The 14,711-nt window shown below is 75.4% G+C and carries 9 protein-coding genes; 3 read left to right on the forward strand and 6 right to left on the reverse strand.

Features of this window, described 5'->3' with window-relative positions; all coding sequences use genetic code 11:
- Positions 1-33: 33 nt before the first annotated feature.
- Both C593_RS0111435 and C593_RS0111440 read left to right on the forward strand, forming a co-directional pair.
- The gene (locus C593_RS0111435) at positions 34-1,356 is read left to right on the forward strand and encodes a PspC domain-containing protein (RefSeq protein ID WP_018847441.1); all 1,323 of its coding nucleotides are present in this window, start codon (positions 34-36) and stop codon (positions 1,354-1,356) included.
- A complete protein-coding gene (locus C593_RS0111440) occupies positions 1,343-1,624 on the forward strand; it encodes a hypothetical protein (protein WP_026277590.1) in 282 nt (93 codons plus the stop codon). The genes C593_RS0111435 and C593_RS0111440 overlap by 14 nt, the downstream gene beginning before the upstream one ends.
- Here the strand turns inward: C593_RS0111440 and C593_RS0111445 are convergent.
- Together C593_RS0111445 and guaA are read right to left on the reverse strand one after the other, a co-directional pair.
- A complete protein-coding gene (locus tag C593_RS0111445; protein ID WP_018847442.1) occupies positions 1,531-2,052 on the reverse strand; it encodes a DoxX family membrane protein in 522 nt (173 codons plus the stop codon). The two genes, C593_RS0111440 and C593_RS0111445, sit on opposite strands and share 94 nt — an antisense overlap.
- A gap of 206 nt (positions 2,053-2,258) precedes the next feature.
- A complete protein-coding gene (guaA, locus tag C593_RS0111450) occupies positions 2,259-3,857 on the reverse strand; it encodes a glutamine-hydrolyzing GMP synthase (protein WP_018847443.1) in 1,599 nt (532 codons plus the stop codon).
- A gap of 180 nt (positions 3,858-4,037) precedes the next feature.
- On the opposite strand from guaA, the gene C593_RS0111455 reads away from it, so the two are divergent.
- Positions 4,038-4,448, forward strand: coding sequence for a chorismate mutase (locus C593_RS0111455; RefSeq protein ID WP_078521403.1), 411 nt, complete (start codon positions 4,038-4,040; stop codon positions 4,446-4,448).
- Between the two features lie 845 nt (positions 4,449-5,293).
- Here C593_RS0111455 and C593_RS0111460 read toward each other — a convergent pair.
- The 4 genes from C593_RS0111460 to C593_RS0111475 all read right to left on the reverse strand — a co-directional run bounded on the left by C593_RS0111460 (position 5,294) and on the right by C593_RS0111475 (position 14,640).
- On the reverse strand, positions 5,294-7,120 hold the full coding sequence (locus C593_RS0111460) for a GMC family oxidoreductase (protein WP_018847445.1): 1,827 nt from the start codon (positions 7,118-7,120) through the stop codon (positions 5,294-5,296).
- Between the two features lie 103 nt (positions 7,121-7,223).
- Positions 7,224-8,840 carry a succinic semialdehyde dehydrogenase gene (locus C593_RS0111465; protein ID WP_018847446.1) on the reverse strand — a complete coding sequence of 539 codons (1,617 nt, stop codon included), beginning with the start codon at positions 8,838-8,840 and terminating at the stop codon, positions 7,224-7,226.
- A 235-nt stretch (positions 8,841-9,075) separates the two neighbouring features.
- The gene (locus tag C593_RS0111470) at positions 9,076-10,833 is read right to left on the reverse strand and encodes a serine/threonine protein kinase (RefSeq protein WP_018847447.1); all 1,758 of its coding nucleotides are present in this window, start codon (positions 10,831-10,833) and stop codon (positions 9,076-9,078) included.
- Positions 10,834-11,001: 168 nt separating this feature from the next.
- On the reverse strand, positions 11,002-14,640 hold the full coding sequence (locus C593_RS0111475; RefSeq protein ID WP_018847448.1) for a protein kinase: 3,639 nt from the start codon (positions 14,638-14,640) through the stop codon (positions 11,002-11,004).
- Between the last annotated feature and the right edge of the window lie 71 nt (positions 14,641-14,711).

A 14,711-nucleotide genomic window follows, 5' to 3' on the forward strand; every position in this document is an offset into this window, starting at 1 on the left:
CCGCCCCCGCGGCAGGCCCGTCACCATGGAGGCATGAGCCAGCCGACCGCCGCCCCGCCCCCCGGGACGCACGAGGACCCGCCGGCGCCCGCCCGGCAGCCGCTGCGCCGCTCCACGCGCAACAAGCTGGTGGCGGGCGTCTGCGGCGGCCTCGGCCGGCACTGCGACGTCGACCCGGTGATCTTCCGCGTGGTGATCGGCGTGCTGTCGGCGACCGGCGGCATCGGCCTGATCTTCTACGGCTTCGCCTGGCTGCTGGTGCCGGCCGCCGACGAGGACGAGACCGAGTTCCGCCGGCTGCTCACCGGCCGGGTGGACCGGGCCTCGCTGAGCGCGGTGCTGCTGGCGCTGATCGGCTGCGGGCTCCTGCTGACCACCCTCGGCAACGCGGACATGCTCGCCTTCGCCTCGATGCTGGCCCTCGCCACGGCCGGGGTCGCGGTCTGGTCGCAGCGCCGGACGCTCGCCACCGACGAGGGTGCCGGTCTGGATCCGGCGACCTCGCACGCCGTGGCCGAGGCACCGCCCGAGACCAAGGCCCCGCCCGCGCCCGAGGGCCCCTCCTGGTGGCGCGACCCGATCCTGAAGGACGGCACCACGGGGCCGGTGGCGACCGGCTACCTCTGGGGCCCGGAGGACGCGGTGGCCGAGGCGGCCCGCGACCGGCGAAGCCCCGGCGGCGGCCCGGCCGTCGGCCCGGGGCAGGAGAAGCAGCGCGAGCGGGGCCGGCGCGGTATCGGCGGCCCGGTGGTACTGCTGGCGGTGATCGCCGCGGTGGTGGGCACGGCGACGGCCTGGGACGGACGGCCGCTGGGCGACAGCCTCCAGATCGGCGCTGTCGCGGCCCTGGCCGTCCTCGGCACCGGCCTGCTGGTCAGCAGCCTGATCGGGCGGACCGGCCTCGGCACGGTGCTGGCGACGCTGGCGGCGGCCGGGGTCCTCGCCGGGGCGACGGCGCTGCCGCCCGGGATCGGGACCGATTTCCGCGAGACCGTGTGGAAGCCCGCCACCGCGTCCGCCGTCGAACCGCGCTACGACCTCGGCTCGGGCGCCGGCACGCTCGACCTCTCGGCGGTGCCGGTCCCGGCGGGCGAGACGCTGACCACCAGCGCCCACCTGGGGCTCGGAGAGCTGAGGGCCGTCGTCCCGGCGGACGTCACCCTCGTCCTGGAGGCCCGGACGGGGATCGGCGACATCAGACTGCCGGCGGGCACGGACCCGGTGGGCGACGCCGCCCCGGGGCAGCAGGTGCTCCGGACCCTGCCTCCGCCCCCGGGCACCGAGGCCGCGGGCACCCTGCGACTGCAACTGAACGTGAGCGTCGGATCGGTGGTGGTGGAACGTGCCGGGTCCTGAGCCGCGCCTGCGGCACCGGTTCCTGCCCGGCCGGCTGATCGCGGGCCTGAGCGCGCTGGCCACGGCCGCCCTCTACGCGGGAGACGCGGCGGGCGCCTGGCACACGCCCTGGTTCACCGCGCTCCCGGTCGTCTTCGGCGGTCTGTTCGCCGCCGGGGTCGTCGGGTCCCTGCACTACGGGGTGCGCCGCCGGCGCGCCCGCAGCAGCGCGTCCAGCGAGAACACGGACGCGCCCGCGAGCACCAGCGGCAGCCAGGCCATGAGGTAGGCGAGGTCGTTGCCGTAGTAGTACGGATCGGTCGCCCAGCTGACGGTCAGCCAGAGGCTCAGCGAGATCAGCGCCCCGCCCAGCGCGGCCAGCCGCGCCAGCAGACCGACCAGGGTGCCGATGCCGACGGCCAGTTCACCGAAGGAGATGGCGTACCCGAAGCCCTCGGGGTTCTTCAGCGCCAGGTCGACGAGCCAGGGCACGGCGGAGGAGTCCCGCACCGCGTTCATGGTCTCGCCGATCGACCCGGGCCCGGTGGCCGAGAGGAACGCGCTGTCGGTCAGCTTGTCGATCCCCGCGTAGACGAAGGTGATTCCCAGGAAGAGGCGCAGCGGCAGCAGGGCGTACCGGGCGGCCCGGTCCCGCCGGCCCGCCGGGCGTTCGCCGGGGACCCCGTAGCCCGCTGCCGACCGGTGCGTGTGTGCCATGGCCCGTCCCGTCCCTCGCCGGTGGTTGCCCGTCAACCGACCATACGTACGCGGACCGCGCCCCGCTCACCAGCCGCGCGGCACGATCTGTGACACGGCCCCGCACCCGGGAGCGCGGGCCCGGCCCGGGAGCGCGGGCCCGGGAACGGCCGTGCCGCCGCCCACGCAGGTGGACGGCGGCACGGACCGGCGGGTGGTGCGGGAGGTCACTCCCACTCGATGGTGCCCGGCGGCTTGCTGGTCACGTCGAGGACGACACGGTTGACGTCGGCGACCTCGTTGGTGATGCGGGTGGAGATGCGGGCCAGGACGTCGTACGGCATCCGGGTCCAGTCGGCGGTCATGGCGTCCTCGGAGGAGACCGGGCGCAGCACGACCGGGTGGCCGTAGGTACGGCCGTCGCCCTGGACGCCGACGCTGCGGACGTCCGCGAGCAGGACGACCGGGCACTGCCAGATCTCGCGGTCGAGTCCGGCGGCGGTCAGCTCCTCGCGGGCGATGGCGTCGGCCTCGCGCAGCAGGTCCAGGCGCTCCCTGGTGACCTCGCCGACGATGCGGATGCCGAGGCCGGGGCCGGGGAACGGCTGGCGCTGGACGATCTCCTCGGGCAGGCCCAGTTCCTGGCCGACCATCCGGACCTCGTCCTTGAACAGCTTGCGCAGCGGCTCGACGAGCTGGAACTCCAGGTCCTCGGGCAGGCCGCCCACATTGTGGTGGGACTTGATGTTGGCGGTGCCGGTGCCGCCGCCGGACTCCACGACATCCGGGTAGAGGGTGCCCTGCACCAGGAAGGCGACGTCCTCGCCGGCGCCCGCGGACTCGGCGACGATCTCGGCCTGTGCCTGCTCGAAGACGCGGATGAACTCCCGGCCGATGATCTTCCGCTTCTCCTCGGGGTCCGAGACTCCCTTGAGTGCGGTGAGGAAGCGCTCCTCGGCGTCGACGACCTTGAGCTGGACGCCGGTGGCCGCGACGAAGTCCTTCTCGACCTGCTCGGTCTCGCCCTTGCGCATCAGACCGTGGTCGACGTACACGCAGGTGAGCTGCGAGCCGACGGCCTTCTGGACGAGGGCGGCGGCCACCGCGGAGTCCACGCCGCCGGAGAGGCCGCAGATGGCGCGCTTGGTGCCGACCTGCTCGCGGATGGCCGCGACCTGCTCCTCGATGACGTTGCCCGTGGTCCAGTTCGGCTCGATGCCGGCGCCGCGGTAGAGGAAGTGCTCCAGGACCTGCTGGCCGTGCGTGGAGTGCATCACCTCGGGGTGGTACTGCACGCCGTAGAGCTTCTTCTCATCGTTCTCGAAGGCGGCGACGGGCACCACGTCGGTGGACGCGGTGACGGTGAAGCCCTCGGGCGCCTCGGAGCAGGCGTCGCCGTGGGACATCCACACGGGCTGCTCGGCCGGGGTGCCCTCGAAGAGGGTGGAGCCGGGCTTGCTGACGTGCAGCGGGGTGCGGCCGTACTCGCGGGCGCCGGTGTTGTCGACGGTGCCGCCGAGCACGGTCGCCATCAGCTGGAAGCCGTAGCACATGCCGAAGACCGGGACACCGGCCTCGAAGAGGGCGCGGTCCAGGCGCGGGGCGCCTTCGGCGTACACCGAGGACGGGCCGCCGGAGAGGATGATCGCGCGCGGGTTCTTCGCCAGCATCTCCGCGACGGGCATCGTCGACGGGACGATCTCGCTGTAGACCCGGGCCTCGCGGACGCGGCGGGCGATGAGCTGGGCGTACTGGGCGCCGAAGTCGACAACGAGGACGGTGTCCGGTTGCGTTGCGGGCGCGGCAGCGGGGGACGCTGATGACACTGGCGGCCTTCCGGCGGTGGGGAGAGGGTCGGTATTTGTCGATTCTACCGGGGCGGGTGCGGGCGCTTTTCGTCTCACCATCCGAACCGGTTCGGTCCCGGGCGGGGGCGGGGGGCATACTGGGCGCCATGCAGCAGCGCACCGTCGTCTTTACCTATGGCATCCGGCCCGTCCGGTGCCATGGTCGTGCTGCTTGAGCAACTGACAAGCGACTTCCCAGGCGCCCCGGGCCGACAAGGCCCGGGGCGCTTCGGCTTTTCCGGGTCGTGCCGGTCCGGGGCCCCTCGCCCCGAAGAGGAGACCCCCGTGACCGAGGTACTCGACCGCACCGGCGCCCGCACCGAGGACGCCGCGCAGGTGATCGGCGGAGCCCGTGAGCGCATCGACGCGCTGGACGACCGGATCATCGGGCTGATCCAGGAGCGGATGGCCGTCTCGGCCGTCATCCAGGACGCCCGGATCGCCTCCGGCGGCCGGCGGGTGAACCTGGCCCGCGAGATGGAGGTGCTGGGGCACTACAGCGAGGCGCTGGGCAGGCCGGGCACCTCGCTGGCGATGACGCTGCTGGAGCTGTGCCGGGGCCGGATCTGACGGCGGACCCGTGGGCGGGGGCCCGCCCGCGGGGCTCCGGCGGGGCGTACCGCGTGCACCTGCGTTCGCCCCGCGGCCCCGGCGGGGCGTACGGCGTGCACCTGCGTTCGGGTGCGCCCTCACCCGTACGGCGCGTGACGCCCCCGGCGACCCCTCGTTGTTCCCGTTGTCCGTGCCAGCCAGGGGCGGGCCCGAAGGAATCCACGCGTGGCTCCGCTGGGGCGTGTGACGCACCGCAGGTGTGTCGTGGGACCTCGCTCCAGCGCGCGTGACCGGTCGGCAGGGGACAGCAGCCCGGTCACCCCAAGGGCGGTCGGCTCCGGGGACGCCCGGCGCCGACCGCATACGGTCCCGCCCGCCCACGGCCCGCCCGCCCCTCGCTCCCCCGCTCCCCGTCCCCGCGTCCTTGTCCTCCCGACGTCCTCCCGACGCGGCGCTGCCCCCGGCGCCGTGCCGGCACCGGTGAAGCCCTGACGCCGGTGCTGCCCGAAGGGCCCCGCGGCCACTGCCCGCGGGGCCCTTCGCCTTCCCTGCTGCCCGGTGGCAGCCCCTTCGCCACCGGCCTCCCACACGGGAGTGATCCACATCACACCAGGATTCCCGGCTCGGGGGACAACCATCCCCAGGGGTCACAGGTCATGCATGCGGAACAACGGCTTCACCCGCGCCGGGCGCGGTCGGGAGCCGTGCGTATGCCAGGAGGTCGCTGCACTCGGAGGGGGGTGCAGCGGCCTTCGTCTTTCCCGGTGCGCAGCCGCCCGCCCGGTTGCTTCCCGGCGCGCAGCCGCCCACCCATGGCTCCCGGCCCGCGCGTGCTCCTATTCCGTCACGGGGCGGCCGGCCCGTCAGGCGTCCCGCGGCTTCTTCGGCGGAACCGCGGGCATCCCGAGGAACGGCAGCCGCAGCGCGCCGAACGCCCCGTCCGGCACCGCCGGGGACTTCGGCTCCACCGCCGCCAGCCGCGCGTACTCCTCGCCCTGTGCCGGGCGCGGGTCCTCGTCGCCCTTGTTCGGCCAGAAGGACATCGCCCGCTCCGCCTGCGCCGTGATGGTGAGCGAGGGGTTCACACCGAGGTTCGCGGAGACCGCCGCACCGTCCACCACCGAGACACCGGGGTGCCCCCAGAGCCGGTGGTACGGGTCGATGACACCCGTCTCCGCAGAGGCGCCGATCGGGCAGCCGCCCAGGAAGTGCGCGGTCAGCGGAGTGCCCATCAGCTCGCCGATGTTGGACCCGGCGAAGCCGTTGATCTCCTCCGCGAGCAGGGACGCGGCCCGGGTCGCCTCCGGGATCTGGTTCGGGTTGGGGGCGCCGTGCCCCTGCCGGGCGGTCAGCAGTCCCTTGCCGATGCCGCCCGGCTTGCGGTACGTCGTCAGCGAGTTGTCCAGGGACTGCATCACCAGGCCGATGATGGTCCGCTCCGACCAGCGCCGGTTGGACAGCGCCCGCACGGCCCGCCACGGGTGCCGGGCCATGTTCCCGAACCAGCCGCGCACCCTCCCGCGGACCCGGTACGGCACCTGGAGGACCGTCATCCCGCCCATCGCGTTGGAGCCGCGGCCGTAGCGCACCGGCTCGATGTGGGTGGCCGGGTCCGGGTGGATCGAGGAGGTGATCGCGACCCCCCGGGTGAAGTCCACCTTCGGGGTGCCGTGGCGCCTGCGGTAGCGCCGGTCGTCGGTCTGCGCGCCCACCAGGGCCTCGGAGTTGGTCCGGGTCAGCTCCCCGAGCCGGCCGGAGAGGCGGGGCAGCAGCCCGGTGTCCTTCATCCGGTGCAGCAGGGTCTGCGTCCCGTAGGTGCCGGCCGCGAGGACGACCCGGCGCGCGGTGAAGGTGCGGCCGGGACCCTTGCGGCGGTTGTCACTGGGGACGGTCTTCACCGCGTAGCCGCCGCGCGCGTCCTCGGTGAGGGCGACGACGGAGGTCATCGGGTGCACGGTCGCCCCGGCCTTCTCGGCGAGGTAGAGGTAGTTCTCGTTGAGGGTGTTCTTGGCGCCGTGCCGGCAGCCGGTCATGCACTCGCCGCACTCGGTGCACGCCTTGCGGGCGGGGCCCGCGCCGCCGAAGTACGGGTCGGGCACCTCCTGGCCGGATCGGGCCCGGGCCGAGCCGTCGGCGTCCTTCCCGTCCCCGAAGAACACGCCGACCGGCGCCATGTGGAAGGTGTGCCCCACGCCCATGGCCTCGGCGGTCGCCTTGAGGTGCACGTCGGAGGGCGTCATCGTCGGGTTGAGCCGCACGCCCAGCATCCGCTCGGCCTGGTCGTAGTACGGCGCCAGCTCGTCCTGCCAGTCGGTGATGTCCTTCCACTGCGGGTCGTTGAAGAACGGGGCGGGCGGCACGTACAGCGTGTTGGCGTAGTTGAGGGAGCCGCCGCCGACGCCCGCGCCCGCGAGCACCATGACACTGCCGAGCAGATGGATGCGCTGGATGCCGAAGAGGCCCAGCGCGGGGGCCCAGAGGTAGTTCTTCAGGTCCCAGGAGTTCCGGGGCAGCGTCTCGCGGGTGAACCGGCGGCCGGCCTCCAGCACGCCGACCCGGTAGCCCTTCTCCGTGAGCCGGAGGGCGGAGACCGAGCCGCCGAAGCCGGAGCCCACGACGACCACGTCGTAGTCGTAGCCGTCCTCGTCCTGCTCCAGGTCCTGGTTTCGGGCAGGGGATACCTCGGACATGGCTCTCCTCGTCGGGATGTACGGGCGTGCGGGTGCGGGTCGGGGGTGGTGAACGCGGACCCGGCGGCGGGCTCCGGGCCGGTCGGCCCGGGTCCCGGGCCGGTCAGCGCAGGCGCAGGGCCTTCATCAGGCGCAGGCTGCGGCTCATGAACGCGGCGTACGCCTCGTCGTCCATCCCGAACGCCGGGGCGAGCGGGATCAGCCGCTGCTGGGCGACGGTCTGGGCCTCGGTGTACTTGAGGATGCCCTCGGAGCCGTGCCGCCGCCCGAGGCCGGAGTCCTTCATGCCGCCCATGGGCGACTGGACGCTGCCGTAGGCCGGGGCGTAGCCCTCGTTGATGTTGACCGTGCCGGTGCGCAGCTTCGCGGCGACGGCGTGGCCGCGGCGGGCGTCCCGGGTCCAGACACTGGAGTTGAGGCCGTACGCGGTGGCGTTGGCCTGCTCGATCACCTCGTCCTCGTCAAGGAAGCGGTAGACCGAGACGACCGGGCCGAAGGTCTCCTCCGCGCACACCGCCATGGGCTCACAGACGCCGTCGAGGATGGTGGGCTCGAAGAAGTACGGGCCGATGTCGGGGCGGGCGACCCCGCCGGCGACCAGCCTGGCCCCCTTGGCGACGGCCTCCTCGACGTGCCGGGTCACCGTCTCCAGCTGGCGCGGCCCGACCAGGGAGCCCATGTCGGCGCCGTAGGCGAGGGAGTTGCCGAGCCGCATCGCGCGGGTGCGGGTGGCGAAGCGCTCGATGAAGTCGTCCGCGACGGACTCGTGGACGTACAGCCGCTCGATGGAGATGCAGAGCTGCCCGGCGGAGGAGAAGCAGGCCCGGACGGCGCCGGCGGCGGCCTTCTCCACATCGGCGTCGCGCAGCACCAGCATGGCGTTCTTGCCGCCCAGTTCCAGTGAGACGCCCACCAGGCGGTCGGCCGCGCCCCGGGCGACCTCGCGGCCGGTGCGGGTGGAGCCGGTGAAGGAGACGTAGTCGGCGTGCCGGACGACCTCCGGTCCGACGACCGGGCCCTCGCCCAGCACCACCTGGAACACCTCGGCGGGCAGCCCCGCCTCGATCAGCAGGTCACGGGCCCAGAGGGCGGTGAGCGCGGTCTCGGTGTCCGGCTTCATGACCACCGCGTTACCGGAGACGAACGCGGGCAGCGCGTCGCCGACGGACAGCTCCAGCGGGTAGTTCCACGGCGCGATCTGGCCCACCACCCCGCGCGGCTGGCGCAGTTCGGTGGTCCTGGTCAGCACCGGCACGACCCCGGTGTGGCGCCGCGGCCTGAGGTACGCGGGGGCCTTGCGCCCGTAGTGGCGCGCGGCGACCGCGACGGCCAGCACCTCCTCGTGGGCGTGCAGCCGGGCCTTGCCCGTCTCCAGCTGGATGAGGTCGAGGACCTCGGCCTGGCGCTCCAGCACCAGGTCGTGGAAGCGCAGCAGCACCGCGGCACGGGTGCGCGCGGGGGTGGCCGCCCAGACGCGCTGCGCGGCCCGGGCCCGTTCGAAGGCCGTGGCCACGTCCTCGGGGGTGGACTCGGGCAGCTCCGCCAGCCGCTCCCCGGTGAACGGGGTGTGGTTGGCGGTCCGGCCGGAGCCCACGACCCCCTTGGTGAGCTGGGCCACCACCTCGGGGGTCACGACGTCGGCCGCGGTGCGCGCACCGGCGGGGGCGGGGGCGAGGGGGTTGGTGCCGGGGGCGGTTGCGGTGGCCTGCGAGTCCGTCATGGGGGCGAGGGTATGCCGCAATCAACACTTTGGGTACCCGTCGGTAACAGCTTTTCACGGCCCCTACACGATTACGCCAGTGATCACTGGCACATAAGCCCTGATCAGGGGCTTGTACTGGGTGCGAGGCGCTTCCGGCACGTGTTTCCGACACTTTTGCGGGCGGGCGGGCGGTCGGTCGCGTCCGGACCGGGCCGGTCGTCTCCCGTCGGCCGCGTCCGGTCCCGTTCCGGGTTCACCGCGGGGGCGGGGGCCGCCAGCTCCGCAGGACGATGTCGAACTGCTCGCGGGTGACCGCCCAGTCGTCCTCCGGCCCGGACATGTAGATCGCGTACTCGCTGCCGTCCCGCCCGAAGTACATCTGGTCGATGGCGCGGCGCGGGCCCGGGTGCCTGTTCCGCTCGGTCCAGCGGAACTCCCAGAGCGAGGCCCGGGTCTGGTCGCGGAAGGTGTTGGCGCGCAGCTCGACGCGTTCGTACTCCGGCAGCCGGTGCCGCACGCTCTCCTCCATGTCGAGCATGTGGAGGTGGGGGTTCTCGAAGTCGGGGGCCGCATCGACGCTGATCCGGATGCGGTGGCGGCCGTCGTCCGGGGTGTAGTCGATCTGGCTGCCCTCGGTCTGCCGGGTCCAGCCGTCGGGCACCCAGAGGGAGAAGCCCTCGGGGTCGTCCACCCGCTGCCAGCCCTCGGGGATCTCGGACGCCGGGGTGCCGTCCGTCTTCCCGTTCCCCGTCTGCTCCCCGGCGCCCTGCTCACCGCCGCCCCGCTGCTCGCCACCCGTCTTCTGCCTGCCGTCGCCTCCGGTGCCGCCGGAGCCATGGGCACCGGCGGTGGCGCCCGCCGCGGTCCCGCCGCTCCCGCCACTCCCGGGGCCGAACTTCAGGACGGCCAGCCCCGCGCCGCCGCCGATCACCGCGGCCAGCACCACCACGATCGCCAGCATCCGCAGCCGCCCGCCGGACCGGGGCCGTGCCGGACCGGTGGCCGGCGTCCCGGCGGGCGGCCCGAAGGCGACGGGAGGCGTCGGCGCGCCGGGACCCGCCCCGGGGTGCGCCGTGGCGGGGGCCGGGTGTCCGGGGGGACCGCCGGGCAGGGGCAGTCGCGCGGTCGGGGGCGGGGCCGGCACCGGCCGGGTGAGGGCGCCCGGGTCGCGCCCCTCGGCGGCCTCGGCCAGCATCCGTTCCGCCTCGGCCGCCGACGGCCGCGCGGCCGGGTCCTTCGTCAGCAACGCGGCGATCACCGGGGCCAGCACCCCGGCCCGCCGCGGCGCGGGCGGCTCGTCCGACACGACCGCGTGCATGGTGGACAGCGGCGAGGTCCGGCGGAACGGCGAGACGCCCTCCACCGCCGTGTAGAGCGTCGCGCCCAGCGACCACAGGTCCGAGGCCGGACCCGGGTCGTGGCCGCGCACCCGCTCGGGAGCCAGATAGTCCACCGATCCGACGATCTCCCCGGTCCGGGTGATGGTCGAGTCGCCGTCGATCGACGCGATCCCGAAGTCCGTTATCAGCGCCCGGCCACCGGCGTCGAGCAGGACGTTGGCGGGCTTGATGTCGCGGTGGAGCACCCCGGCCGCGTGCGCGGCGGCCAGCGCCCGGAGGACGTCGAGCCCGATCCGGGCCGCCGCCGGGCCGTCGAGACGCCCGGGCTCGCGGGCCGCGTCGGCGAGCGAGGGGCCGTCGACGAACTGCATGACGATCCACGGACGGGAGTCGTGCTCCAGCACATCGTGGACGGTGACCACACCGGGGTGACTGATCCGGGCGGCGGCCCGCGCCTCCTTCTGCGTCCGCGCGTGCAGCACCAGCCGGTCCGCCTCGCAGACGTACAGACCCGCCGTCAGTTCCTTGACCGCGACGACCCGGTGCAGCACCTCGTCGTGGGCGCGCCACACCTTCCCCATACCGCCGCTGCCGAGCGCCTCGCCCAGGCGGTACCGCCCGGCGAGCAGCAGCCCACTGCCCGCGCCTGTACTGCTCTCAGTCTGGTCCACGTCCCCCGCCCCGTTCCTTGGAACCACAGGTTACGGACGGGCGGCACGACCGGGGAACCCGGAAAACGCTCAAGTGACCGCACTGTGACGCCGGTTACGGCACGGGCGGGCCGCCGGGTCGACGGGGCGACGGGGCGCCAGGTCGTCGGTGCGTCGGGCCGGCCCCGGTCAGCGGGTGACGCGGTAGGTCGCCGCTGCCTGCTTGTGGATCTCGGTGACCTTCTCCCGCTGGCCGGAGGGGCCGATCACCTGCACGACGTGGTAGCGGTCGCCGACGATCAGCGCGAGGTTGCGCACGAACACCTCCCGGCCGGAGCTGTCCTGCCAGGTGAACTGCCCCTCCGCCATGGACTGCCTGCCCACGTCGATCCGCTTCAGCCCGCTCGCCGTGGCCCAGGACGACTCCCGGAAGGGCCGCAACTCCCGCTCGCGGTCCCGCTGGTACGTCAGCGGGTCGTCGCCGTTCTCCGCGACGGAGTCCCGGCCGGGGACCACGATCAGGGTGAAGTCCCCGCCCACGTAACGGACCTGGCCGGCGTCGTTGACGGGGCTGCGCCGCCAGTCCTCGTCGACCGCGACCCGGAAGCCCTCGGCGTCCTCGCGCAGCACATAGCCGTCGGGGAGGTCCGCCGCGGGGGCCGAGGTCTGCGGCTGCTGGGAACCGGGCGACCCGTCCGGCGAGGGCGCGGAACCGGTGCGGTCGGGGCTCGGTCCGGCGCCCGCGGAGGGCCGCTGCGCGGCGCCCGGGGCGCCGCCGGCCGGCTCCTCGCCCGCCTTCGGCATGAACAGGACGGCATACGCGACGGCGGCGGCGAGCGCCAGCAGGACCACCAGGAGGATGGTCCGCCCGAGCGCCCTGGGCTCCCGGCCCCGGCCGGCGCCGCGCGGGGACCGCTCGTCCGTGAACTCGTCGTCCGTGAAGCGGCGCTGCCGCTTCGACGGCCGCCGGGGCGGTTCGAAGCGGTGCGGTTCGAGGCGGGAGGCGGTCGCTGGACCGCGCGGGGCGTCGAACGGCCGGGCACCGGCGGACCGCTCCGGAACGGGCACCGGACGCCCCGCACCCCTGCCCTTGCGGTGCTTGTGGCGGCCGTGGCCCCCGTCCCGCCCGCCGAAGCGGCGCCGGCGGACCAGCTCTCCGCGCCGCCGGACGACCGGCAGGAGCGACGGGTCGACCGGGCCGGACGGCACCGGCACCAGCCCCGTGCCCGCCTCCGGTTCGGGCGCGGACCGCACCAGGGAGCGCAGCCAGCCGCTCAGCTCCTCCACATCGGGCCGCTCGGTGGGGTCCTGCCGCAGCAGGGACTCCACGACGGGGCGCAGCGGACCGCACTCCTCCGCGAACGCGGGCGGCTCGGCGCACACCAGGTGCACCAGCTCGGCGGCGCTGTCCTCCGGGTAGGGGGCGTGGCCCTGCACCACCCGGTAGAGCAGCGCGCCGAGCGCCCACAGGTCGGTGGCGGGGCCGACGGGGGCGGCCAGTTGCCAGTTCTCGTGCACGGGACCGGCCTGCTCGGGCGCCCAGCGTTCGGTGACCGCGCCGACGACCGTGATCCGCGCCTGCCGGGCGCGTTCGGCGGCGAGCGGGGTCGTGGGCCCGTGGAAGCCGGGGCCACCGCGGCTGGGGGCCGCGACCTCGTCCCAGCCGCCGGACGGGGGCCCGGCGGGGCCGCCGGCCGGGACCGGGACCCGCTGGGCGTCGGCGCGCAGCGCGTCGCCGCCGGTGGTCCAGCCGGCGGCACCGCCGTCGCGGCGGGCGGCGGGCAGCGCGGGGCGGCGGTCCGGGCGTCCGCCGTCAGCGGCGGACGCCCGCCGGACGCCGTAGGGGTCGTCGCGGTAGGGGTCGGGGGGCGCGGCGGAGAGGGCGGGCCGCCCTCCGCCGGCGGGCAGCGGCCCGAAGCCGTCCCGGCCTGCCCCGGGCCCGTCGTGCCAGACCCCGGCGAGCCGCGCGCGGGGCGCGCCGCCGTGGCCGTCGCGACGGTCGGGGTGGCCGTCTCGACGGTCGGGGTGGTGGGGGTCGTGGCCGTCGTGGTCCGGGGCGCGTCCGTCACGCGGGGGCGGGAGCAGGCTGGGGCGCTGGTCGTCGTCGGCGCCGTCCGTGCCGTCGTCGCCGTCCGCGCCCTCCGCGTCGTAGCCCCGGTGGTCGCCGAAGCGGTCGGTCTCGGGCTCGAACCCCTCGGGGTACGAGCCGCCGGGGAAGGGGGCGGCGGCGTAGGGGGTCACCGGGGTGTACCGGGCGTCGCCGTACGGGCCGGTCGCGGCCTGCCCGGGACCACCCCGCGAACCGGAGCCGCCCACCGGGCGGGAGCCCGGCCCGCCGTGTGCGGAGGGCTCCGCCGGGTCCTCGCCGAAGACGCCGCCGTACACGGCGGGGTGGTCGCCGCCCGCCGGTCCTGGCTCGCCGGACTCGTCGGACTCGTCGGACTCGTCGGACTCGCGCGGGGAGACCGTGTCGGCGTAGGGGTAGCCCTCGTAGGGCCGGCCCTCCTCCACGGCACCGGGCCGCAGTGCGCCGTAGGCGTCCCCCGGGCCGGTGGGCGTCCGGAGGCCGTCGCCCCTGCGGGAACCTTCGGGACCGCCGCCGGGGGCGCCGGGCACGGAGCGGCCACCGCCGTACGCGTCGCCCGGGCCCGCGCCACCGCCGCCACGACCGGCGTGCCCGCCGCCGGGGCCCGCCGGGCCGTGAGAGCCTGCCCGGTCGCCTTCGGCGCCGCGGCCGTACCCGGCGTCCGAGCTCGCGAGGCCGCCACCCGAGCCGTCGTCAGAACCGGCACCGCCGGTGACCGGGTGGCCGCCCCCGGCCCCCCGGCCGTACCCGGCGTCCGAGCTCGCGTATCCCGCCCCCCGGCCCGGGCCGGAACCCGGTGGCTCCAGCCCGTCCGCACGGGGACGCTCCCCCGGACCGCGGGCCCACCAGTCGGGGTCGACGCCGTCCTGCACCGGACGGCCGTCCGGTGCTGCGCCCCCGCCCGGGCGCTCGTCGTCGCGGACGCGGGCCGCCGCGCGGGCGCCCGCCCGGTACGCGGCGATGGCGCCCGCCCGGGCGGCGCGCACATCCGGCGCGGGGGTCCCGGACTGGCGGGGCAGCGCGGGCGGGCCCGCGGCCTCCGCCGGGCGGACCGGCGCGGGCGGCCCACCCCGGGCCGGGCCCTCGGAACCGGGCCCGGCGGCCGACTCCACCACGCCGCCCGCCTCCTCCGGCGACTCCGCCGGCTCCGGCACCGGTGCGTACCCGCACAGCGCCTCCTCCGCGGCCCCCGACGCCAGCCCTGTGAGGACCACCCGGCCGTCGTCACAGACGAGCACCGTGCGGACGGTGATGTTCCGGTGGGTCCAGCCGTGCGCGTGGAGTACCCGCAGAGCGGTGAGCACATCGGCGGCGACCTCGGCCGCCCGGTAGGGGCTCAGCGGCTTCTCCGCGAGCAGTGCGGCCAGCGGGCGGGCGGCCACGACCTCGCTCACGATCCAGAGCGACCCGTCCTCGGCGAACACGTCGAAGACCTGGTCGAGCCGGGGATGGTCGGGAATGGAGGCCGCGGCCTGCGCGGCCTCCACCGCACGCACCACGGCCGGGTCGGTGGGCCGCCGGGTGGCCCGTCCCGGCGCCCGGCGGGGCACGGCCGCGCCGGCGAGCCCGTCGCCGTCGACCACCTCCGCGTCGACGACCTCGGGCAACGGCACCTGGCGCACCAGGACTTCATGGCCGCTGTAGGTGTCGAACGCACGGGACTCGGCCAGTTCGAACTCGTCCGACGGCGGCAGCGGCAGACGGTAGCGGTCGGCGAGCACCCGACCCGCGTACTCCTCCACGACGCCTCCCCAAGCGCGCAGCCCCGGCCGTTCCGGAGACCTCACCACCGGGCGGACCCCATCGAGCCGTC

It is taken from the genome of Streptomyces sp. CNT372 (assembly GCF_000377145.1).